The sequence below is a fragment of the Janthinobacterium saanense genome, assembly GCF_014200675.1.
Lineage (GTDB): Bacteria > Pseudomonadota > Gammaproteobacteria > Burkholderiales > Burkholderiaceae_D > Janthinobacterium.
In genome coordinates this window covers 13,143-34,699 of sequence record NZ_JACHCI010000011.1, presented here as the reverse complement: position 1 = coordinate 34,699, position 21,557 = coordinate 13,143, and the positions used below count along the sequence as shown (strand labels likewise).

The window sequence follows — 21,557 nt, the reverse complement described above, 5'->3', positions numbered from 1 at the left end:
GGCGCCGTGCAGTGCACGGACGCCGCTTTTTATCGCCAGGACAGGGGCGGGATTAGCGCAGTGCGGCGATCATCTGTTTCAGCTTGCCCGAATCGACGCAGAAGGCGCGTATGCCTTCCGCCAGTTTTTCGGTCGCCATCGCATCTTCATTGAGCATGAAGCGGAAGTCTTTTTCATCGAGCGAAATCTTGACGATGCTGGCGCCGGGCGCCGTATCGGCGCTCAGCTTGCGCGCCACGGGCGCATCGCTGTCGGCCAGCTTTTGCAGCAGGTCGGGGCTGATGGTCAGCAGGTCGCAGCCGGCCAGTTCCAGGATTTGCGAGGTGTTGCGGAAGCTCGCGCCCATCACTTCCGTGTCGTAGCCGAACTTGCGGTAGTAGTTGTAGATGCGCTTGACCGATTGCACGCCCGGATCTTCCGCGCCCTCGTAATCGATGCCGGTCGATTTCTTGTACCAGTCGTAGATGCGGCCGACGAAAGGCGAGATCAGCTTGGCGCCCGCCTCGGCGCAGGCGATGGCCTGGGCCAGCGAGAACAGCAGCGTCATATTGCAGTGTATGCCGTCCTTTTCCAGGATTTCGGCGGCGCGTATGCCTTCCCAGGTGGCGGCAATCTTGATCAGCACGCGCTCGCGCGCCACGCCGGCCTGTTCATACAGGGCGATCAGCTGGCGGCCCTTGGCCACGGTGGCTACCGTGTCGAAGGACAGGCGCGCATCGACTTCGGTCGACACGCGGCCAGGGATGGTCTTCAGGATTTCCTGGCCAAAAGCGATCAGCAAATGGTCGATGATATCGCCGGTGGAAGCGTCAGGACGGTCGCGCACGGCCTTTTCCAGCAGCGGCTTGTACTCATCCTTTTGCACTGCTTTCAAAATCAGCGAAGGATTCGTCGTCGCATCGCGCGGCGTGTAGGCCTGGATAGACTGGAAGTCGCCGGTGTCGGCCACCACGGTAGTGAATTGTTTGAGCTGTTCTAATTGATTCATGGCTGCGCTAAAAAGAGTGTAAGGGCTTGCCGGGGTATTGTACATAATCCCGGCAACTGCCCGTGCTCTTTTGTCATGCCCTAGCCAATAAAGGAATCGAACTGCATATCAAATTCCTGCAGCGCTTTTTGCGCATTCTGCATCTTCTTGCGGAATTCCGGTCCCCGTTGCAGGGCCAGGCCCACGGCCAGCACGTCGATCACCACCAGGTAGGCCAGGCGGGCCGAGATGGGGGTGTAGGGATCGGTATTGAAGATCAGGTCGATCGGGATCAGCACGGTGGCCAGGTCGGCCAGCGGCGTGCCCGAAGGGGCCAGCACGATGACGTCGGCGCCGCCGCGGCGCGCCAGTTTCACGGAGCGCACCAGGGCAGGGCTGTTGCCGCGCTGCGAGATGGCCACCAGCGCGTCGCCGCCGCGCAGCAGGGCCGCAGCGATGCTGTGGATATTCGGGTCGCTATAGGCCACCGTCGGCACGCCCGAGCGGAAGAACTTGTGCTGCGCGTCGGCCGCCACGATGCCCGAGGTGCCCTGGCCATAGAATTCGATCTTGTTGGCGCGCGACAGGATGTCGAGCGCGCGCTGTATCGCTTCCGGGTTCAGGTTGTTGCGCAGGTCGAGCAGGGTATTGATGGAACGGCTGCAGATCTTGTTGACCAGGTCTGCCGCCAGGTCGTCCTGCGCCGGCTGTTCGTTCGCGCCCGGCATGGCCAACGCCAGACCCTGCGCCAGCTTCAGCTTGAATTCGTGCCAGCCGTCATAGCCGAGCGTGCGGCAAAAGCGCACCACTGTCGGTTCCGACACCTGCGCGCTTTTCGCCAGCGCCGTGATGTTCTGGCTGACCGTCTGGTTAGGCTGGTCTAGCACGGCCAGCGCGACCTTTTTCTCCGACTTGGAGAGCGAATCGAGCTGGGTGCGGATGGAGTCAAGTAGCATGCGTGCTTGGTCTTGTGGATGGAGTGAGGAATGCAATTCGCCGAGCATGGATCGCGTCTGCGAAATGATGGAACAGTGCCAGGCCATGGAAGGCCTGGCACTGTATTAGCTACTAGTCTTCAGGTAAGGCTTCTTCACGCCACTGCAGCCCATCGCGGCCGATCAGGGCGCTGGCCGCTGCCGGGCCCCAGGTGCCGGAGGTGTAGGGCAGTGGAGCGCTTTCGTTCTGCTCCCAGTTTTCGAGGATAGGCTCGACCCATTCCCAGGCCGCTTCCAGTTCGTCGCCGCGCATGAACAGGGTCAGCTGGCCGCGCAAGACGTCCAGCAGCAGGCGCTCGTAGGCGTCCATGCGCGGGCTCTTGAACGATTCGCGGAAATCGAGTTCCAGTTCGGCCGGTTTCAAGCGCATGGCGTCGCCCGGCGTTTTGGCCATCAGGTTCAGGCTCAGGCCTTCGTCCGGCTGCAAGCGGATCACCAGGCAGTTCGGCTGGAAGCTCGACGTCGGCTGGTTGAAGATCGAGTGCGGAATCTGCTTGAAGCGCACGACGATTTCAGCCAGGCTGTCGGCCATGCGTTTGCCGGTGCGCAGGTAAAACGGCACGCCGGCCCAGCGCCAGGTATCGATTTCCGCCTTCATGGCGACAAAGGTTTCGGTGCGCGACTGGGCCGGTGCATCGGGTTCGTCGCGGTAGCTCGGCACGGCCGCGCCATCGACGTGGCCGGCGCGGTATTGGCCGCGCACGATGTTTTGCGACAGGGTGGTCGGCGTGAATTTTTTCAGCGAACGCAGCACTTGCAGTTTTTCATCGCGGACGGCATCCGGTGCGATCGAAGTCGGCGGTTCCATGGCGACGATACACAGCAGTTGCAGCAAGTGGTTTTGCAACATGTCGCGCAGCGCGCCGGACGTGTCGTAATACCCCATGCGGTTGCCCACGCCGAGTTTTTCGGCGATGGTGATTTGCACGTCGGAAATCCATTCACGGCGCCACAGCGGTTCGAACAGGATATTGCCGAAGCGCAAAGCCAGCAAGTTCTGTACGGTTTCCTTGCCCAGGTAATGGTCGATACGGTAGATCTGCGATTCCTGGAATACCTTGCCCACTTCGGCATTGATCTGCTTGGCGCTGGCCAGGTCGCGGCCCAGCGGTTTTTCCAGCACCACGCGCGAGTTAGGCGTGACCAGGCCGTTTTCTTCCAGGTTGTCGCAAATCAATGCAAACAGATGCGGCGGCGTCGCCAGATAGTAAACGCGGGTCAGGTCGCTGCCATCGCGCAGCGCTTCGACCAGCGGGGCATAGGTCTTGGCGTCGCTGGCGTTGAGCGACACGTAGACGATGCGCGCGCAAAAGCGGCTCCAGGTGGCTGCATTCAGGGTGCTGGCCTTGATGTGCGGGCGGGAATTGGTTTCCACCATTTTCAGGAAAGCGTCCTGGCCGCTGTCCTGGCGGCCGACGCAGATGATGCGCGCCGTCGGCGGTAAATCGTTGGCGACGTCGCGCGCATACATGGCAGGCAGTAATTTACGCATTGCTAAATCGCCGCTGCCGCCAAACAGGACCAGGTCAAAATCGGTAAGAGCCATAAGTGAGTATCGTCGCAAAAGTAAGAGAGCCGGAGCGGGGGAGGGGCCGACCGGAAGTGCCAGTCTGTTGCTGCTACCAAGTGAGTGAACAATTCAGTGGTGTAAATTTACTACGTAGAAGTGGCAATTGCAAGAAATTTTACTACATTATGGCCACTCTGTGGAAGCGTGCCGCATAGTCATTATAGGCGCTTCGCCAGGCCTGCGGGTCTGGCGTGCACGAAGTCTGCTTTTCAAGGAAATCATGCTTGTTCGGGAATTTTTCTGATGCGCGCTGCAACGATTTGCGTTGCAGCAACAAGCAGGTCAGGAAATGCAGACACGGAACAAGGCCTGTGCGTAAAGTGTCTTTTCAGAAAGTAAAAATCCGTATAATCAAAACACCTCATCCAGCGCCGGCTCCACTCAAGGGGATACCATGAATTCAATGCAGCAAGATGTCGATGAACGCACCAGCCTGACCGGCAATAATAAATTCGAACTCTTCCTGTTCAAACTGGGCACCAGCGAGAACTCCAGCAGCCGCGAGTTGTTCGGCATCAACGTCTTCAAAGTGCGCGAGATCATGGAAATGCCGGTCATTACGGCCGTGGCCGGCTCGCATCCGCACATGCTGGGCGTGGTCAATATCCGTGGCCAGATCGTGCCCGTGATCGACTTGCCGATGGCGGTAGGCTGCAAGAGCAATGGCTTGAAGATATTGATGGTGACGGAATTTGCCCGCTCGACGCAGGCCTTTGCCGTGGAAGAGGTCGATGAAATCGTACGCCTGGAATGGAATCAGGTGCTGTCGGCCGAATCGACGGTGGGCGGCGGCCTGATCACCAGCATCGCGCGCCTGGACGGCGATACCGACAAGACACGGCTGGCGCAAGTGCTGGACGTGGAGCAAATCCTGCGCAATGTCTTGCCCTCGAGCGAACCGGACGTGGATCAGCACAGCATCGGTCCGCAAGTGCGCTTGCCGGCCGGCGCCGTGATCCTGGCCGCCGACGATTCCCTGCTGGCCCGCTCCCTGATCGAAAAAGGCCTGGAAGCGATGGGCGTGCCCTTCATCATGACCAAGACGGGCAAGGAAGCCTGGGACCGTTTGCAAGCGATCTCGACACAGGCAGCCCAGGAAGGCAAGACGGCCGCCGACAAGGTCGCGCTGGTGCTGACCGACCTGGAAATGCCGGAAATGGATGGTTTTACCCTGACCCGCAATATCAAGAACGATGGCCGCTTTGCCAGCATTCCGGTGGTGATCCACTCTTCGCTGACAGGCTCGACCAACGAAGACCACGTCAAGGGCGTGGGCGCCGATGGCTATGTGGCGAAATTCGTGGCGGCGGAACTGGCCGAGACGATACGCAAAGTTCTAGCACGCTGAGTTTGCGCTTTTGCTGAAGGGTGGAGCTATACGTTGTACCCCAAGGGCAAAAACTGGGGTCGCACCCTCAGGGTACGACCCCGGCACTTTTGCTGTCGGGGGTATCACTCAACTTATTTACGCCTGGTAAGCCGTTTCCAGCTGGCCTGCCACATCCACGCGCACGGACAGCACATGGCCCGTCAGGGGGTGTTCGGCGATTTCTTCTGCCGAGCGCTTGTGGCTGGCGCTGGTGATGTAGAGGGTGCGCAAGTCGGGGCCGCCGAAGGTGACCATGGTCGGGCAGCGCACGGGCAGGGTGATTTCATCGAGCAATTCACCATCGGGTGCGAAACGCAAGATCTTGCCGCCTTCAAACATGGCTGACCAATAATTACCTTCGCTATCGACCGCCGCGCCATCGGGGCGTCCGCCATAGTCCGCCGCTTTTTTATCGGTGGAAAAACGCTGGAAGGCGTGCGGTTCGGAAATGGCGCCCGTGGCGGCATCGAAATCAAAGCGGTCGATGCGGTGCGTGGTGGTGTCGGCGTGGTACATGGTGTGCTGGTCCGGGCTGAAGCCCAGGCCGTTCGAGACCGTCATGCCGCCCGACCACACTTTACGCACAGCGCCTTTTTCCAGCACGAACATTTCTGCCGACGCCGCGCTGCGCGGTTCAAAGATCGTGCCGACCCAGAAGCGTCCCGCCGGATCGACCTTGCCATCGTTGAAGCGGGTGGTGGCCATGTCGAACGGCGCCGGGGCGATTTCCGCCAGGCTGCCCGTCTTGGTGTCGAGGTGGGCAAAGCCACTGCGCAAGGCCACGATCAAGCCGCCGCCAGCGTTAATCGCCAGCGCCGACGGTTCGGTCGGCATGTCCCAGCGTTGCTGCTGGCCACTGGCGGGATGCAAGCGGTGCACGGCGCGCCCGTCGATATCGACCCAGTACAGGGCCGCTTCTTTCGCATGCCACAGCGGGCATTCGCCCACTTGCATGGCGTTATCGCTGACGACTTTGATCTCGTAAATATTCATAGACTCCTTGCTTTAATATGCTGCTTTTGCCGCCCGTGCCAGTGCAATCAAGCCATTGGTCGAGCTGTCATGCTGTTCCGGATGGGCGGAGCCCGTCAGTTCAGCCTGGATTTTCTTGGTCAGTACCTTGCCCAGTTCCACGCCCCACTGGTCGAAGCTGTTGACGTTCCACAACACGCCTTGCACAAAGGTTTTATGCTCGTACAGGGCGATCAGGGCGCCCAGCGTCAAAGGCGTCAATTGATCCATCAGGATGGTGTTGCTGGGGCGGTTGCCAGGAAAAGTCTTGTGCGGCACCAGCGCTTCGATTTCGCTCTCTGGCAAGCCTTGCGCCTGCAAGTCAGCCCGCACTTCCTCGCCCGTCTTGCCGGTCATGAAGGCTTCGGACTGGGCAAAGCAGTTGGCCAGCAGGGCGTCGTGGTGGCCAGGCAAGTCGTGGGTGGAACGCAGGGCGGCGATGAAATCGATAGGCGTGATATCCGTGCCCTGGTGCAGCAGCTGGAAGTAGGCGTGCTGGGCGTTCGTGCCGCAATCGCCCCAGATCACCGGGCCGGTCGGCACGTCCACCGGCTGGCCATCCTTGGTGACGCGCTTGCCATTGCTTTCCATGTCCAGCTGTTGCAGGTAGGCAGCAAAGCGGCTCAAGTCCTGGTGGTAAGGGGCGATAGAGACGGAGCCGCAATCGAGGAACTGGCGGTTCCAGAAACCCACCATGGCCAGCACCACCGGCATGTTCTGTTCCAGTGGCGCGCTGCGGAAATGCTGGTCCATCGCATGTGCGCCAGCGAGGAAGTCGCTGAAGTATTCAAAGCCGACGGACAGCGCCACGGCCAGGCCGATTGACGACCAGACGGAATAGCGGCCGCCCACCCAGTCCCAGAACGGAAACATGTTTTCCGGGGAAATGCCGAAGTCAACGATGGCTTGCGTATTGGTCGAGACAGCCACAAAATGTTGCGCCAGATCCTTTTCTTCGCCTTCGAGCAAGAACCAGGCGCGCGCCGTATTGGCGTTGAGCATGGTTTCGGCCGTGACGAAGGTTTTCGAGGCGACGATGAACAAGGTGGTTTCCGGATCGACCTTGGACAAGGTCGCTTCCATGTCATGGCCATCCACATTGGACACAAAATGCATTTCCAGTCCCGGATTGGCGTAGGAGCGCAGCGCCAGGCAAGCCATTTTCGGGCCCAGGTCCGAGCCGCCGATGCCGATATTGACGATGTCGCAGATCGGTTTGCCGGTGTAGCCCAGCCAGCTGCCATTGCGTACCTTGTCCGTGAAGACCTTGACGCGTTGCAATACATCCTGCACGTCCGCATCGATATCCTGGCCGTCGACCACCAGCCTGGTGCCGCGCGGGGCGCGCAAGGCAGTATGCAGAACGGCCCGATGTTCGGTAAGATTGATTTTTTCGCCGGTGAACATGGCTTCGCGCTGCGCTTCCACGCCGCGTTCGCGGGCCAGGTCCATCAGCAGCGACAGCGCGGTGGCGTCGACCCGGTTCTTCGAATAATCGAGCAGCAGGCCGGCCGCATCGACCGTCATGCTGGAAAAGCGTTGTGGGTCAGCCGCAAACAACTGGCGCATATGCACGTCGCGCAGGCTGGCGCTATGCGTTTGCAAGGATTGAAAGCTGGCGGTGGCGGTGATGGCGGGAGTAGGGGCGGGCTGGCGCATGGCGGTCGGCTTGGGTGGCGTGAGTAAGTACTAGTCTCGGTTAAATGGGGTGTGGTCAGCGTTGCCGCGAACGGCGATGACGGCACGGGTGTGAGAATAATACATCAGAAAAAGGTAATTTCACTACAGATTGTTCTGCATGCGTCGTCTTTGCCAGCCTTTTCCCGTATTTTCGCAGTAGCGTCAAGGCCGCAGGGGAAAGATGCGCAAAGATAATGTTTTGTGTTTTTATCCAGTATAGATGCCATCCCATCGATTATTTCTCTTGTTGAACCCAGCAAGAGTGCTTCTTCTTTACCATTTTGTAGTAAAATTTCACAAAATACTTTTTTAAGGAAATCCATCATGGCGCTGCATCCAGTAGTCGAATCCGTAACAGCGCGCATCATCGCGCGCAGCCGGCCGTCGCGCGGCGCCTATCTGGCGCATCTGGACGCGGCCCGCATCCAGGGCGTGCAGCGCGGCGCCTTGTCGTGCACCAACCTGGCCCACGGCTTTGCCGCCTTCCCCACCAACGACAAGCTGTCGCTGAAAGAATACAAGAAGCCGTCGGTGGCCATCGTGTCCTCGTACAACGACATGCTGTCGGCACACCAGCCCTTCGAGCGTTTCCCGCAGATTATCAAGGAAGCCGTGCGCGAAGTGGGCGCCGTGGCCCAGTTCGCCGGCGGCGTGCCTGCCATGTGCGATGGCGTGACGCAAGGCCAGCCGGGCATGGAATTGTCGCTGTTTTCGCGCGACACCATCGCCATGTCGACCGCTGTTGCGCTGTCACACAATATGTTCGACTCGGCCCTGTACCTGGGCGTGTGCGACAAGATCGTGCCGGGCCTGCTGATCGGCGCCTTGCATTTTGGCCATTTGCCGGCCGTGTTCGTGCCGGCCGGTCCGATGACGTCGGGCCTGTCGAACCAGGAAAAAGCCAAGGTGCGCCAGTTGTATGCGCAAGGCAAGGCCACGCGTGAAGACTTGCTGGAAGGCGAATCCAAGGCTTACCACGGCGCCGGCACATGTACCTTTTATGGTACAGCCAACAGCAACCAGATGCTGATGGAAGTGATGGGCCTGCATTTGCCGGGCGCCGCCTTCATTACGCCGAACACGCCATTGCGCGATGCATTGACGACCGCCGCCGCCCAGCGCGCAGCAGTCATCACGGCGCAAAGCGGCAGCTACTTGCCGGTCGGCCATATCGTCGATGAAAAATGTATCGTCAACGCCGTCGTGGGCTTGCTGGCCACGGGCGGTTCGACCAACCACACCCTGCATCTGGTGGCGATCGCCAAGGCGGCCGGCATCGTGATCGACTGGAACGACTTCAATGAATTGTCGGCCATCGTGCCGATGCTGACGCGCATCTACCCGAACGGCGACGCCGACGTGAACCATTTCCACGCCGCTGGCGGCACCGGTTACCTGATCCGCGAATTGCTGGACGCCGGCTTGCTGCACGAAGACGTCAACACCATTCTGGGCCACGGCTTGCGCGCGCACTGCACCGAGCCTTTCCTGGGTGAAGATGGCAAAGTGTTCTGGAAAGATGCGCCGAAGACCAGCGCCGACGAAAACGTGCTGCGTCCGGCATCGAACCCGTTCGCACCGGACGGCGGCATGGTCTTGGTGGCCGGCAACCTGGGCCGCGCCGTGATGAAGGTCTCGGCCGTCAAGCCGCAGCACCGCACGGTGGAAGCGCCTGCCATCGTCTTTAACTCGCAGGAAGATTTCATGGCCGCCTACAAGGCTGGCAAGCTGGACCGCGATTTCGTCGCCGTGCTGCGCTTCCAGGGTCCGCGCGCCAACGGCATGCCGGAATTGCATGCGCTGACGCCAGCGCTGGCCAACTTGCAGGATGCCGGCCGCCACGTGGCGCTGGTCACCGATGGCCGCATGTCGGGCGCGTCGGGCAAGGTGCCTGCAGCGATCCACGTGTCGCCTGAAATTTTGGCTGGCGGCCCGCTGGGCCTGGTGCGCGATGGCGATGTCATCCGCCTCGACGCCTTCACGGGCGTGCTCGAAGCGCTGGTGCCGCTTGACGTCTGGCATGCGCGCACCCTGGTGCACGCCGACCTGTCGCCGAATCATGTCGGCATGGGCCGCGAGCTGTTTTCCATGTTCCGTTCCACCGTCAGCGCGGCAGAAGAGGGTGCCACCACCTTCAGCCTGCCGTCGCCGATTCCCACCACGGTTGCCTTGCACGAAGCCGACAATGTCGGCGATACTGTGCCAGGTTCCGATGAAGACTTTTTGGCAAGGAAATAAAGATGACCATGACATTACTGGAAATTATGCGCACCTCGAGCGTGATCCCCGTGATCGCGATCGACGACCCTGACCATGCCGTACCGCTGGCGCGCGCGCTGGTGGCGGGCGGCATCCGCGTGCTGGAAGTCACCCTGCGCACCAAACACGGCCTGGAAGCGATACGCGCCATGTCCGAAGTGCCGGGCGCCATCGTCGGCGTGGGCACCCTGACCCGTCCCGAGGAATTTGCCCAGGCGCGCGATGCAGGCGCCGTGTTTGGCGTCTCGCCAGGCTTGACGGCAGCGCTGGTGGCGGCGGCGAAAAGCAGCGGCTTGCCACTGTTGCCAGGCGTAATGACGCCAGGCGAAGTGATGGCGGCGCGTGAAAACGGCTTTCAGCAGCTGAAACTGTTCCCGGCCGTGCCAGCCGGCGGCATCGGCATGCTCAACGCCATCTACGGCCCTCTGCCTGACGTGACCTTCTGCCCGACGGGCGGCATTTCGCAAGAGACGGCCTCGCAATTCCTGGCCCTGAAAAACGTCGCCTGCGTAGGCGGTTCGTGGCTGACGCCGAAAGACGCGATCGCGGCCGGCAACTGGGACCGCATCACGGAAATCGCCAAGGCAGCCAGCGGCTTGCGCTCTGCCTAAGTATTTGCATGACTGTGCGGCAAGCGATAAAGCTTGCCGCGCTGACTCTTTAAAGCGGCCATGCACAGATTGCGCCGTCCCCTGACGCCTGGCGAAATCGCCATGGCCCGTAGCGTCTTTCAGGGCGCCATCGACTATGCGCGCGTGCGCGTGGTGCGCGGCTCCTTCCTTCCCTTCGGCTTGCAAGACCAGAACACGGCCATGACGCCGCGTGGCAGCCTGCATTTCATGCCGGCCCAGTACCGCGACGATTTTTCACACGAGGGCAATGGCGGCAAGCTGTTCTTTATCCATGAAATGGTGCATGTCTGGCAGTACCAGCGCGGTTATCACGTCTTGCTGCACGGTCTGTTGCTGGCCTTGCGTGGCGGCTATAGTGGCCAGCGCGCCTACCGCTACACGGCCAGCGCGGGCGGGGTATTGTCTGATTTCAATATGGAGCAGCAGGGCGATATCATCGCCCACTATTTTGGCGCACGCCAGCTGGGTATTCCCGCGTATGTAGCGCAGTTGCCGCAGCTGCAAGAGATACTGCAAGGTTTCTTGCTGAACCCGGCCGACCGTGCCTTGCTGCCACGCTAGCCTACTCCTTCCGCTACTGTCGCCAGACGCGCATCTCTTCTATTCAGGCCTTGACTTCCGGCTCCGAATTACCTAAATTAAATTATTGAAAGCACAATTTATTTGTCTTTCACGCAACTCCGGCATGCGACCGGAAGCGACCTGTCCAAGCGAGTAAATCATGCAGACTAGAAGCGGCTGTAAGGGGGAGTTGCGCCTGAAACGGCGCTCAGGCGGCGCGGCGCTGCTGGAATTTGCCTTGATCGCTCCCATCCTTTTTTTCCTCATGGCCATGATCATGGAGTTGGGGATCATGTTCTGGGTTAACCTGACGATGCAATATGCGGTGCGCGAAGGCGCGCGCTATTCCATCACCGGGCAAAACAACCTCGATCCTGCCACCGCGAACAAACAGCGTTACGAGGCGGTGCTGCAAAAAATCAGCGATAGCTCGGTTGGCCTGTATGCCATGGTCAGTCCGGTGATCGTGGTCAATGGAGTGTCTCAGGCGCAAGCCTCTTACAACAACAATATGTTTGGCGCCGCTGGCGATATTGTGGTGCTACAGGTCAATTGTAGCTGGCCCATCATCACACCGGCCTGGCGTTTGATGGCCTTGCTTAATCCCAGCAAGCAAAATCACGTTACCGGCCAGTACACCTTCAGCGTCGCCGCCACCATGCGCAATGAGGCCTTCTGATGACGCCATCCAAGCTCCCCCGCGGCGCAGGCCGGCAGCAAGGCCTGGCCGCCGTGGAATTCGCCCTGGTCTTGCCCTTCATGCTGATGTTGGCCATCCCGATCTTCGACCTTGCGCGCGTCGTGCAGGGCGACATGATACTGACCAATCTGAGCCGTGAAGGCGCCAATCTGGCATCGCGTTCATCGCAAGACCCGCAAACCATCATGACAGCGCTGGCCATGACCACGCCGCCGCTGGACATGCCCAACAACGGCAGCATCTACATCAACAAGATCATGGGCAATGGTCCTGGCAAGCAAGATGTCATCCTGGCGCAATACCGCTGGACCCAGGGCTTGCATCAGCCCAGCAAGGTATGGAGCTGCAGCAGCTGGACCAGCGATGGCACCGGCACTTGCAGCAGCATACCCAGCGCGGGTTCACCCATCAACGACGCCATGAGCAACCAGCTGGCCAATGGTGAAGTCATTTATGTCGTGGAAAGCATGTATCACTCGACGATACTGTTTTCCGGCATCAACCTGGGTTTTGGGGCACATACGCCAACGCTGAGCGGCGACCTGTACGCCAAGACTATATTTTGACCCGGACAGTCTTGTCCGGTACCTGGAGAAGATCATGAAAAAACAGACCAGGCCTGTACGCCAGGCCAGGGGACAGGTATTGATAGTCGTGGCTTTGTCGCTGCTGGTGCTGATCGGCGCCGTGGGGCTGGCCGTCGATTCCGGGCTGGGCTTTATCGTGCGCGCCAAGCTCAATGCGGCGGTCGATTCGGCCAGCATCGCGGCCGCGCGCGCCGTGACGCAGGGCGTGGGCCAGGATGCGCAGCGGGCCAGCGCACAGGCAGCGGCGCAGAAATTTTTTGCGGTCAATTTTCCCACTGGCTATTTGGGCGCCACGCCCACTTTCAACAATCCCACCATCACCTTTGACGGCGGCAAGGTGACCGTCGATGCGGCGGCCACCGCTACGGTGCCGGTCACCCTGATGCGCGTGCTGGGCTTTAATGTGCTCAATGTCAGCGCTTCGGCAGAAACCATCCGCAAGGATCTGGATCTGGCCTTCGTGATGGATACCTCGGGCTCCATGTCTTCTGTCGGGCCGACCGTGATCAGCAGCGCCCAATTATTCCTGACCCAATTTAATCCCTCGCAGGACCGCATGGCGCTGATCCATTTTTCGTATGGCGCCGAGGTCGATACGCCGATTAACACGGTGGCGCGGGGCTTTAACCAGGCAGCAATGAGTACGGCCATCGGCAAGTACAGCTTTAGCGGCTTGACGAATTCCTCCGAAGGCGTATGGAATGCGCGCGACCAGTTGAACAGCATTGCGCTGGCCAACCGCTCCAGCTTGCGCGTCATCGTGTTTTTCTCCGATGGCTCACCGAATACCATCTCATCCGTCTTCAAGTTCAAGACGCCGGCCGACTGCACCACGCCAGGCGCGCTGGTGACGGGCGATGGTACGACGACGGGCACGCCAGCCGGCTTGTGGCTGATCAACAAGCAGGGCACCACGGCCGCTGGCAAGTGCAACCAGAATACGAATATCGTCAAGGACCTCGACCCGGCTGCCTTGCCTCTATGGTACAACGCCCACAATCCGACGAATCTGCCTGCCTTGCAAGAGTTTCCCGTGATTACCGGCACGCCCCGCTCGGTCACCAACGATACCAGCAGCAATGCCGCCACCTGGACCAATGTCAACCGTGCCTCGCGTAACTTGCTCGAAGCGATGGCGGCCAAGTCGCGCGCCGAAGGCATGTATGTATTTACCCTGGGCCTGGGCAGCGAATTGACGGCGGCCAATGGCCCGCCGCCCAGCGACAAGGGCGAGGATATCCTCAAATGCATGGCCAATACGCCGGACGCCCTGTCGCGCTGCGTGACGGCAGGTGCCGGCCAGCCGGTGGGTATCTATTGCCACGCGGCCACTGCCGATGAATTGAAACCATGCTTCGCCAAACTGGCGTCAGCAATATTGCGAATCAGCATGTAAGCCGCTGAAATAAAAAAGCTCTGTTCTCGATAAATAGGGGAATCTTCCTGCAAGACTGAGGTCTGACTGATCAGACGACTCAAACAGGGAGACCACCATGCTGCAAATGCAATGGAAGGCATTGATCGCACAGTTCGCCGAACTTTCTCGACATCAGCGCCAGCAGGGGATGAAACTGTTATGTGGCGCGCCGCCCGGGCAGGCGAGTGTCGCGCTGATCGAACGCACGGCACAGGCACGGCTGTGCTGTTCTGTTTGTCGCTCCCTGCATTTTCACCGGCATGGTCACGCCAACGACTTGCAGCGCTATCGCTGCGTGTCTTGCGGCAAGACTTTCAATGCACTGACGGGTACGCCTCTGGCTCATCTGCGCCATAAGGCCTTATGGCTGGACTATGCCGATTGCCTGCTGAACTCGGATTCGGTGCGCAAGGCAGCGCAACAACTGGGGATACACCGCAATACCAGCTTTCGCTGGCGCCACCGTTTTCTGGCGTTGGCGAAAACCGACCGTCCGCGATGCCTGCACGGCATAACCGAGGCCGATGAAATGTATCTGCTGGAATCAGAAAAAGGTGCCCGCCATTTGCGGCGCCCTGCACGACGGCGCGGTGGACATGCTCTGCAGCACGGTATTTCCAGTGAGCAGGTCTGCATCCTGGTGGCACGCGACCGCACGGGGCAAACCCTTGATTTCGTGACAGGCAAGGGTCAGCTGAGCAAGCAACACTTGCTGCATTGCTTGCCGCCCGTGATCGACCGCGATATCCTGCTGGTCAGCGATGGCCATGCTGCTTATGCGGCCTTTGCCCGAGAGGCCGGCATCAGCCATCAAGCTGTCAACTTGCGTGCCGGCATCCGTGTGCGCGGTGCTGCCCACGTGCAGAACGTGAATGCGTATCACAGCCGCTTGCGCGGATGGCTGAGCATCTTTCATGGCGTGGCGACGCGCTATCTGCCCAGTTACCTGGGCTGGCGCTGGATACTCGACGCCAGGCGTATCCTGTCGGCTGAAACATTATTAAAAGCAACGCTGGGAGAGTTCCCACATCTGACGGTGACATAGCGGAAAAAAGAGCCGGACGCGATGTCCGGCTCTTGGTGTATGGAAAGCCTGCTTTAATTTCCGCCAGCCATGCCAGGCAGCAGCACGCGGTAGATTTGCAAGAAGGCGGGGCCCATCAGCACCACCAGCAGCGAAGGAAAGATGAAGAAGATCAGGGGGAACAGTAGCTTGAGGGAAATTTTCGCCGCCTGTTCTTCTGCCAGCTGGCGCCGCTTGGTGCGCAGCTGATCCGATTGCACGCGCAGCGAAGCGGCGATGCTGGTGCCGAAACGTTCGGCCTGGATCAGCATGGCGACCAGGGCGTCGACATCGTCCACGCCGGTGCGCAGCGCCAGGTTGCGCAAGGCCCGCTCTTTTGAATTGCCGGCCCGCAGTTCCAGCGTCAGCAGATGCAATTCCTCGGCCAGTACGCGGCTTTTCAAGGCAATTTCCGAGGCGACCCTGGCCAGCGCCGCGTCCATCGCCAGGCCGGCTTCGACGCAGACCGTCATCAGGTCTAGCGCGTCGGGAAAGCTTTCAAAGATATCGCGCTGGCGCAGGCGGATGCGGCGGTTCAGCCAGCCGTTGGGCAGGTAATAACCCAGGCCTGCCGTCAGCAATAGCGCCAGCAGCAGCCAGGTCACATCGTTGTAGCCGCCGGCGACGCTCAAGCCGAGAAACAGCAGCACGGGCAAACCTACGGCGAGCGCTGTCTTGGCGCCGAAATACAGCAAGGGCGCCGATGGGTGGCGCAAGCCCGCATGCATGAAGCGCAGGCGCGTGGCCGATTTTTCCCAGCCTTCTTCCGGCAGGGACAAGCGCGCCAGCGGTCTGCTCAGCTTGACGAAATGCGCCCGCCATGCGCGCGTGCCGCCGGCCCCTGTCACGCCTGCGCTGTCGAGGCGCTGGCGTAGCGGATCGGGCATGGCGATCAGCAGCACCAGCATGGCGCCGCCAAACACGGCAATGAAGAGCAGGCCCAGAAAACTGATTTGCAGCGTGGTCATGGTGATTCTCCTACTGCCCGGATGCCAGGCATCAGACATGGATATGGATGATCTTGCGCATGATTCCTATGCCGATCAGCATCAGCACCAGCGCGCCGGCCAGCATTTTCTGGCCGCTGGGATCGTGGTACAGCAAATCGAGGAAGGTGGGATTGGTCAGCTGTATCACCGCTGCCGCCGCAAACGGCAGCAGCGACAAGATCCAGGCCGACAGGCGCGCTTCGGCCGACAGCACGCGTACCTGGCCCAGCAGTTTCATGCGTTCACGGATGATCCTGGCGATGCTGTCGAGCAGCTCGGACAGATTGCCCCCTGTTTCGCGCTGGATCAGCACGGCAATCACGAAGTAGCGTACGTCCGTGCTGGGCACGCGGGTGGCCAGGTTCATCAGCGCATCCTGCATGGCGATGCCGAAATTGACTTCGTCGAAGGCGATGCGGAACTCGTCGGCCAGCGGCGCATTCATTTCGTCGCCGACCATTTTCAGCGACGTGGGGAAAGCATGGCCTGCCCGCAGCGCCCGGCTCATCAGGTCCAGTGCATCGGGCAGCTGCATGCCGATACGCTCCAGGCGGCGTGTCCTGGCCCGTTCGATGTAATACAGGGGCAGCGTGGTGCACAGGGCAGCGACCAGCAGGTGCAACCACCAGGGCATGTCGAAAAAGCTGCTGGCAAGCAGGGCCACGAGAAAAGTCAGCAGCACCAGCATCAGCCACTGCGCCACGCTCCACGCCAGTCCCGATTGTTCCAGCAGGCGGTCGAGTGCATGGACGCGCGGCACTTCCAGCAGCATGCGTTGCAGCGCCGGTGTATCGCTCAGCAGACGCTGCTTGATCATGGTGGTGTTTTGTTCGCCGGAGTGCGCTCCTGCCGACATCATGCGCAGGCGGCGCGCCACCCTTTCCGATTCCGGACCGCGCGCCGTGTTCCAGCTTTGATACAGGCCCGTCAGGAACAGCATCACGGCGATGAAAATCAGTGCGCCGAACACATAATAAAGGTAGTTCATGGCGCTTCCCCTCAATGGTATTGGCGGCTGGGATCGAACAGGCTTTCCGGCACGCTCACGCCAAACGCGCGCAGGCGTTCAAGGAAGTGCGGCCGCACGCCGCTGGCCTGAAAGTGGCCGTTGACCGTGCCATCCTGGGCGATGCCCGTCTGCTGGAAGGTGAAAATTTCCTGCATCGTGATCATCTCCCCCTCCATGCCGGTGATTTCCTGGATCGCCACTACCTTGCGCTTGCCGTCCGTCAGCCGCGCCACTTGTATGACGACGCTGATGGCGGCACTGATCTGCTGGCGCATGGCTTTGCCTGGCAGCATGGCCGCCGCCATGCTGATCATGTTTTCCAGGCGTGTCAGCGCGTCGCGCGCGGTGTTGGCGTGGATGGTGGCCATCGACCCTTCGTGGCCGGTATTCATCGCTTGCAGCATGTCGAGCGCTTCGGCGCCGCGCACCTCGCCCAGGATGATGCGGTCCGGCCGCATGCGCAGCGCATTGCGCACCAGCGCGCGCTGCGTCACTTCGCCCTTGCCCTCGATATTGGCGGGGCGCGTTTCCAGCCGTACCACGTGCGGCTGCTGCATCTGCAGTTCGGCCGCGTCTTCGATGGTGACGATGCGCTCGCTGGCGCTGACGAAGCCTGAAATCGCATTGAGCATGGTGGTCTTGCCGCTGCCGGTGCCGCCCGAGATCAGGATATTGATCTTGGCCTTGCCCAGGCCTTGCAGTATCTGCGCCATTTCGGCCGTCAGGCTGTGCAGTTCGACCAGGTCGGCCAGGCGCAGCGGCTGGGCCGAGAAGCGCCGTATCGACATCACAGGGCCATCGATGGCCAGCGGCGGAATGATGGCGTTCACGCGCGAACCGTCGGGCAGGCGCGCATCGACCATGGGGCTGGACTCGTCGATACGCCGGCCCACGCGCGAGACGATCTTGTCGATGATCTTCATCAGATGCGCATCGTCGGTAAAGCGGATATCGCTCAGCTCGAGCTGGCCATTGCGTTCGACATACACCTGGCGGTAGCTGTTGACGAGGATATCGGACACGCTGGGATCGTTCAGCAGCGGCTCCAGCGGTCCCAGGCCCAGTACCTCATCCTGGATATCGCGCACCAGCGTGCGCCGTTCCAGATCGTTGATCACCACATTGTCTTCTTCCAGCAGGCGGCCGACCAGGATTTTCAAGTCTTCGCGTATTTGTTCCTGCGACAGCCGCTGCATGCCTTCCAGGTCGATCCGGTCGAGCAGTGCCTGGTGCACATGCTGCTTGAGTTCCTGGTAGGCGGGATTGTCGCCGGCGCCGGTGCCGGCGCGCGTGGCGCTGAAAGACGGTACGTGCCCGTTGGGCAGGCTGGCGCTGCCCAGCCGTTCGCGCAGGCTGGGGTTGCCGTTGCCGCTATTGATATCGGTGCTCATGCTGTTTCCCCTCGAAGTTGTATGGACTGTTTGCGCTGGAATAAACGCGTCAGCAGTCCCGGTGCGCTGTTGGCGCGCGTGCCGCTCAAGGTGCGCGCACACGCTTTCAGTGATTTGGACAGGGGACTGCCTGGCGCCAGTTTCAGCACCGGCACGCCCTGGTTCACCGAGGCCGCCGCCGCCGCATAGTGGTTCGGCATGGTGTGGAAGATGCGCTGCCCATAGGCATCCTCCAGGTCGCGCCCGCGGATTTCATCGCTGCCCGTATAGCGGTTCAGGATCAGCCGGATCTTGCTGTCCGGGTATTCCAGCGCCGCGAATGCCTGCAGCAGGCGCTTGCCATCGCGGATGTAGGGCAGGGTCGCCTGCATCACGGGGCAGATGATGTCGGCCTGGTCCAGTGCGCGCACGCTGATCGCATCGAGGCCGCGGCCCAGGTCGAGCACGATGAAGTCATAGTGCTGGCGTGCCAGATGCAGCAGCTGGTCGATATGTTCCGGCTTGACGTCGCTGGCATGGGCCGGATCTTCCGGCGCTGCCAGGATGCTGAAGTTCGGCGTCACCTGCAGCATGCTGGCGGCCAGGAAGGAAATATCGAGCCGGTGTATCTGCTGCGCTACGTGCGACAGGGTGGCTGCCGGTTTTTGATCCGAGACAAATAGCGCGGCGTCGCCAAATTGCAGGTTCAGGTCGAACAGCGCCACGCGCTGGTTTTCCTGCGCCAGCGCATAGGCCAGGTTGGCCGCGATGAACGTGGCGCCGCTGCCACCCTTGCATGACGCCAGGGCGATCACCTGGCCCTTGCTTTGCCTCTGTTGCGCACTCTTGTCCACCATGCGCTGCAGCGCCGCGTCGAGCGCCGCGCCGGGATGATGGGATGGCAGTACTTCACGCACGCCGGCACGCATGGCCAGCCGCAGGAAATCGGCGCCCTGCTGCTGGCATTGCACAATGATGGCCATGCCGGGCAGGCGGCTGGCGAGGCGCTCGATGCGTGCCAGGTCTGCCTCGCTGATCTCCGCTTGGGCCAGCAGCAGCACGTCGGGCGCTGCCATTTCTGCCGTACCGGACAGCCGTTCCAGGCTGCCGATGGCGCTGTCGATATCGTCGCCGGCGTGGCGCTCGTGCAGCAGCGCCGCGATGCCGGACAGTTCTTTTTCGTTACTGGAGATAATAAAGATTTTCACGGCATGCTCCGGCTGTGGATGGGGAAGGCGAACGATCAGTTTTTGCTCACGCCTATCGTCAGCACGTCAGGCAAAGGGTCGGGCGCGTTATACGATTTTTGATACAGCTTGTAGCCGCTGATGGCGGCCTTGCCATCGAGACCGAGTACCGGGTTGGGGTTGTAGGCGGCATTCGGATACAGGATCTGCTGTTGCCGCAGCAGCGCGACGGTTTCGCCGAAATGGCTGTCGAGCACCGGCGTGGTGGTGGCGGCACAGCCAGCGAGCACGGCGATGGACAAGGCGCCCAGCAAGCAGCGGGCAAGGGGGATGAACGGGGTTTTCATGGTGGAGCTCCTATTTGAGGTCGTCGACGACGTTGAGCGGTGGCGTGGCCATATCGGCTTTGGGAACGGCGCGGTATTGCGGCACGCTGTCTGCCATCACCGCGGGGCTAGGCGCAGCTGCTGGCGCTGCCGTTGGCACCGGCATGGCGGGTGCGGTGGCAGGCGCCAGCGAGACAGGCACTGGCGCTGGCATGGGCATCGGTGCTGGTGCAGGAGCCGAGGCTGGCGCTGGCGCCGGTGCGGTGGCCACTGCCTTGCCTTCCATTTTTCCTCCCAGCATCATGTCGCCGCGCGTGGGTTCCACATAGGGATCGGTGGGCAGCTTGTAGTCGGGCGGCAGGGGTTTTACCAGGTGCGGCGTAATGATGAAGACCAGTTCCGTGCGGTCCGTCTGGAAGTCCGTGCTGCGGAACAGGGCGCCCAGCACGGGCACTTCGCCCAGGCCAGGCAAGGCCTTGATATTGCTGGTCACATTGTTCTTGATCAGGCCGCCGATGGCGAAGCTCTGGCCATCGAGCAGCTGCACCGTGGTGGTGGCGCGCCGGGTGGTAAACGAAGGCAGGATGGCGGTGGCCGTGCTGCCTGTGGCGGTGATGCCTATGCCTTCCTTGTTCAGGTCGGACACTTCCGGCGCCACCTTCAGGTTGATGCGCCCGCCATCGAGCACGGTGGGCGTGAATTTCACGGCGATGCCGAATTCTTTTTCTTCCAGCGTAATCGTGGGCGCGCCACCCGTGTTGGTCTGGCTGACCGGAATGAAGATTTTTCCACCGGCCAGGAAACTGGCTTCCTGGCCGCTGATGGCCATGATGTTCGGTTCGGCCAGCACCTTGATCAGGCCATCGTGCTTCTGCGCATCGAGGCCGAGGAAGTTGCCGTTGCGGTTATTGGTGGCGCCTATGCTGCTGGGGTTATTACTGAGCAGGTTGGACAGGATGGAATAGGTCCAGCTACCGATGGTCTTGTTCAGGCCCAGGTTGGCGCCCAGTTGGTCGACCAGGGTTTTCGATACTTCCGCCACTTTGACTTCCAGCATCACCTGCTGCGGTGCGGCGATCGACAGCAGATTGATCACGCGCGGCGAAGCCGATGGCCCGCCGGAAGGATCGGGCGCGGCGCTGGCCGTGACGGCGGCAGGCGGCGCACCCATGGTGGCGCCAGCGGCCGGCCGCGAACCACGCTGGGCATAGGCATTTGCCAGCGAGACGGCCTGGTCGGCCTTGACGACATCGCTGACCATACCCGTCAGTATCAGGGTGTCGCCCGCCACCGTCACGTGCAAGTCTTTTTCAGTCGGCAGCAGTTCGGCCAGGCGCGCCTGCAGCAGGCTGCAATCGATGCTGACGGCCAGGTCGATGATGGTCGCCTCATTGCTGCGGTTCCAGACGATCAGATTGGTCGTGCCCACGGATTTGCCCAGCAAATACACATCGGTGGTATTGAGCAGGATCACGTCGGCGATGCGTGGATCGCCCACCGAGACGCGCGCCACGGGAAAGGGCAGGTGCATCAGGGTCGACTTGCCCTCGGCCAGGGCCATGTTCCTGGCCATGTCGGCATGACCGCCGGCATTGTCCAGCATGGCTTGCTGCGGCATGGCTTTCATGCGCGGCGCGCGGCGCACCATTCTGGGCGGTGCTGCCGCCGGCGCTGCCGCCGGTGTGCTGGCACCGGGCGGTGTCGGCGACAGCCCAGGCGAGGTGGCCGGCGCGGCCGTGTCGGCATAGGCTGCCGGGACCAGTACGCCGATGGCGGCGATGGCGAGGGCCATGCGCAGGATGCGGCTCGCGTTTGCTGTGCTCTGATTGCTCATGGTACTCATGGCATGCTCCTCGTAATACGGA

General features: G+C 61.1%; 20 protein-coding genes. 8 read left to right on the top strand and 12 right to left on the bottom strand.

The genetic code is table 11. The features are described 5' to 3' along the window. Positions 1-52: 52 nt before the first annotated feature. The 3 genes from tal to zwf form a co-directional block, all read right to left on the bottom strand. On the bottom strand, positions 53-988 hold the full coding sequence (gene tal / locus HDE72_RS15680; RefSeq protein ID WP_183742540.1) for a transaldolase: 936 nt from the start codon (positions 986-988) through the stop codon (positions 53-55). Positions 989-1,068: 80 nt separating this feature from the next. Continuing rightward, a complete protein-coding gene (locus tag HDE72_RS15675; protein ID WP_183742538.1) occupies positions 1,069-1,923 on the bottom strand; it encodes an SIS domain-containing protein in 855 nt (284 codons plus the stop codon). A 112-nt stretch (positions 1,924-2,035) separates the two neighbouring features. After that, a complete protein-coding gene (gene zwf / locus HDE72_RS15670) occupies positions 2,036-3,508 on the bottom strand; it encodes a glucose-6-phosphate dehydrogenase (RefSeq protein WP_183742537.1) in 1,473 nt (490 codons plus the stop codon). 418 nt (positions 3,509-3,926) lie between these two features. Between zwf and HDE72_RS15665 the strand changes: the two genes are divergently transcribed. Then, positions 3,927-4,880 (top strand): chemotaxis protein, encoded by a 954-nt coding sequence (locus HDE72_RS15665; RefSeq protein WP_183742535.1) that lies wholly within the window; start codon positions 3,927-3,929, stop codon positions 4,878-4,880. A gap of 117 nt (positions 4,881-4,997) precedes the next feature. Here HDE72_RS15665 and HDE72_RS15660 read toward each other — a convergent pair whose 3' ends face one another. The 3 genes from HDE72_RS15660 to HDE72_RS15650 all read right to left on the bottom strand — a co-directional run bounded on the left by HDE72_RS15660 (position 4,998) and on the right by HDE72_RS15650 (position 7,918). Next, entirely contained in the window at positions 4,998-5,894 is an 897-nt protein-coding gene (locus HDE72_RS15660; protein WP_183742532.1) for an SMP-30/gluconolactonase/LRE family protein, read from the bottom strand. 12 nt (positions 5,895-5,906) lie between these two features. Then, a complete protein-coding gene (gene pgi / locus HDE72_RS15655) occupies positions 5,907-7,571 on the bottom strand; it encodes a glucose-6-phosphate isomerase (RefSeq protein ID WP_183742529.1) in 1,665 nt (554 codons plus the stop codon). 104 nt (positions 7,572-7,675) lie between these two features. Continuing rightward, a complete protein-coding gene (locus HDE72_RS15650) occupies positions 7,676-7,918 on the bottom strand; it encodes a hypothetical protein (RefSeq protein WP_183742527.1) in 243 nt (80 codons plus the stop codon). On the opposite strand from HDE72_RS15650, the gene edd reads away from it, so the two are divergent. From edd to HDE72_RS15615, 7 genes are all read left to right on the top strand, one after another. Beyond that, positions 7,917-9,830, top strand: a complete 1,914-nt coding sequence (gene edd / locus HDE72_RS15645; RefSeq protein ID WP_183742525.1) for a phosphogluconate dehydratase — start codon at positions 7,917-7,919, stop codon at positions 9,828-9,830. The two genes, HDE72_RS15650 and edd, sit on opposite strands and share 2 nt — an antisense overlap. Before the next feature lie 2 nt (positions 9,831-9,832). Further along, positions 9,833-10,462: a bifunctional 4-hydroxy-2-oxoglutarate aldolase/2-dehydro-3-deoxy-phosphogluconate aldolase gene (eda, locus tag HDE72_RS15640; RefSeq protein ID WP_183742522.1), complete on the top strand. Its 630-nt coding sequence runs from the start codon at positions 9,833-9,835 to the stop codon at positions 10,460-10,462. 60 nt (positions 10,463-10,522) lie between these two features. After that, entirely contained in the window at positions 10,523-11,044 is a 522-nt protein-coding gene (locus HDE72_RS15635; RefSeq protein ID WP_183742520.1) for a hypothetical protein, read from the top strand. A 160-nt stretch (positions 11,045-11,204) separates the two neighbouring features. Further along, positions 11,205-11,723 carry a TadE/TadG family type IV pilus assembly protein gene (locus HDE72_RS15630; RefSeq protein ID WP_183742518.1) on the top strand — a complete coding sequence of 173 codons (519 nt, stop codon included), beginning with the start codon at positions 11,205-11,207 and terminating at the stop codon, positions 11,721-11,723. Further along, the gene (locus tag HDE72_RS15625) at positions 11,723-12,310 is read left to right on the top strand and encodes a TadE/TadG family type IV pilus assembly protein (RefSeq protein ID WP_183742516.1); all 588 of its coding nucleotides are present in this window, start codon (positions 11,723-11,725) and stop codon (positions 12,308-12,310) included. Before HDE72_RS15630 ends, HDE72_RS15625 begins: the two co-directional genes overlap by 1 nt. A gap of 34 nt (positions 12,311-12,344) precedes the next feature. Then, positions 12,345-13,727, top strand: a complete 1,383-nt coding sequence (locus HDE72_RS15620; RefSeq protein WP_183742514.1) for a TadE/TadG family type IV pilus assembly protein — start codon at positions 12,345-12,347, stop codon at positions 13,725-13,727. 97 nt (positions 13,728-13,824) lie between these two features. Continuing rightward, positions 13,825-14,793 carry an IS1595 family transposase gene (locus HDE72_RS15615; protein ID WP_183742512.1) on the top strand — a complete coding sequence of 323 codons (969 nt, stop codon included), beginning with the start codon at positions 13,825-13,827 and terminating at the stop codon, positions 14,791-14,793. Positions 14,794-14,846: 53 nt separating this feature from the next. On the opposite strand, the gene HDE72_RS15610 is transcribed toward HDE72_RS15615, so the two are convergent. The 6 genes from HDE72_RS15610 to HDE72_RS15585 are packed head-to-tail and all read right to left on the bottom strand — an operon-like array spanning position 14,847 to position 21,535. Next, positions 14,847-15,779, bottom strand: a complete 933-nt coding sequence (locus tag HDE72_RS15610; RefSeq protein ID WP_183742510.1) for a type II secretion system F family protein — start codon at positions 15,777-15,779, stop codon at positions 14,847-14,849. Positions 15,780-15,810: 31 nt separating this feature from the next. Then, positions 15,811-16,788, bottom strand: coding sequence for a type II secretion system F family protein (locus HDE72_RS15605; RefSeq protein WP_183742508.1), 978 nt, complete (start codon positions 16,786-16,788; stop codon positions 15,811-15,813). Positions 16,789-16,799: 11 nt separating this feature from the next. Beyond that, positions 16,800-18,200 (bottom strand): CpaF family protein, encoded by a 1,401-nt coding sequence (locus HDE72_RS15600; protein ID WP_183742506.1) that lies wholly within the window; start codon positions 18,198-18,200, stop codon positions 16,800-16,802. Continuing rightward, entirely contained in the window at positions 18,197-19,387 is a 1,191-nt protein-coding gene (locus tag HDE72_RS15595) for an AAA family ATPase (protein ID WP_183742504.1), read from the bottom strand. The genes HDE72_RS15600 and HDE72_RS15595 overlap by 4 nt, the downstream gene beginning before the upstream one ends. Positions 19,388-19,422: 35 nt before the next feature. Next, positions 19,423-19,713, bottom strand: coding sequence for a pilus assembly protein (locus HDE72_RS15590; RefSeq protein WP_183742502.1), 291 nt, complete (start codon positions 19,711-19,713; stop codon positions 19,423-19,425). A 10-nt stretch (positions 19,714-19,723) separates the two neighbouring features. Continuing rightward, a complete protein-coding gene (locus HDE72_RS15585) occupies positions 19,724-21,535 on the bottom strand; it encodes a type II and III secretion system protein family protein (protein ID WP_260176726.1) in 1,812 nt (603 codons plus the stop codon). Between the last annotated feature and the right edge of the window lie 22 nt (positions 21,536-21,557).

Bases quoted from the DNA above. Each gene is read 5' to 3' on its own strand.
- tal (WP_183742540.1), bottom strand. From the start codon at position 988: ATGAATCAATTAGAACAGCTCAAACAATTCACTACCGTGGTGGCCGAC.
- HDE72_RS15675 (WP_183742538.1), bottom strand. From the start codon at position 1,923: ATGCTACTTGACTCCATCCGCACCCAGCTCGATTCGCTCTCCAAGTCG.
- zwf (WP_183742537.1), bottom strand. From the start codon at position 3,508: ATGGCTCTTACCGATTTTGACCTGGTCCTGTTTGGCGGCAGCGGCGAT.
- HDE72_RS15665 (WP_183742535.1), top strand. From the start codon at position 3,927: ATGAATTCAATGCAGCAAGATGTCGATGAACGCACCAGCCTGACCGGC.
- HDE72_RS15660 (WP_183742532.1), bottom strand. From the start codon at position 5,894: ATGAATATTTACGAGATCAAAGTCGTCAGCGATAACGCCATGCAAGTG.
- pgi (WP_183742529.1), bottom strand. From the start codon at position 7,571: ATGCGCCAGCCCGCCCCTACTCCCGCCATCACCGCCACCGCCAGCTTT.
- edd (WP_183742525.1), top strand. From the start codon at position 7,917: ATGGCGCTGCATCCAGTAGTCGAATCCGTAACAGCGCGCATCATCGCG.
- HDE72_RS15650 (WP_183742527.1), bottom strand. From the start codon at position 7,918: ATGATGGATTTCCTTAAAAAAGTATTTTGTGAAATTTTACTACAAAAT.
- eda (WP_183742522.1), top strand. From the start codon at position 9,833: ATGACCATGACATTACTGGAAATTATGCGCACCTCGAGCGTGATCCCC.
- HDE72_RS15635 (WP_183742520.1), top strand. From the start codon at position 10,523: ATGCACAGATTGCGCCGTCCCCTGACGCCTGGCGAAATCGCCATGGCC.
- HDE72_RS15630 (WP_183742518.1), top strand. From the start codon at position 11,205: ATGCAGACTAGAAGCGGCTGTAAGGGGGAGTTGCGCCTGAAACGGCGC.
- HDE72_RS15625 (WP_183742516.1), top strand. From the start codon at position 11,723: ATGACGCCATCCAAGCTCCCCCGCGGCGCAGGCCGGCAGCAAGGCCTG.
- HDE72_RS15620 (WP_183742514.1), top strand. From the start codon at position 12,345: ATGAAAAAACAGACCAGGCCTGTACGCCAGGCCAGGGGACAGGTATTG.
- HDE72_RS15615 (WP_183742512.1), top strand. From the start codon at position 13,825: ATGCTGCAAATGCAATGGAAGGCATTGATCGCACAGTTCGCCGAACTT.
- HDE72_RS15610 (WP_183742510.1), bottom strand. From the start codon at position 15,779: ATGACCACGCTGCAAATCAGTTTTCTGGGCCTGCTCTTCATTGCCGTG.
- HDE72_RS15605 (WP_183742508.1), bottom strand. From the start codon at position 16,788: ATGAACTACCTTTATTATGTGTTCGGCGCACTGATTTTCATCGCCGTG.
- HDE72_RS15600 (WP_183742506.1), bottom strand. From the start codon at position 18,200: ATGAGCACCGATATCAATAGCGGCAACGGCAACCCCAGCCTGCGCGAA.
- HDE72_RS15590 (WP_183742502.1), bottom strand. From the start codon at position 19,713: ATGAAAACCCCGTTCATCCCCCTTGCCCGCTGCTTGCTGGGCGCCTTG.
- HDE72_RS15585 (WP_260176726.1), bottom strand. From the start codon at position 21,535: ATGAGTACCATGAGCAATCAGAGCACAGCAAACGCGAGCCGCATCCTG.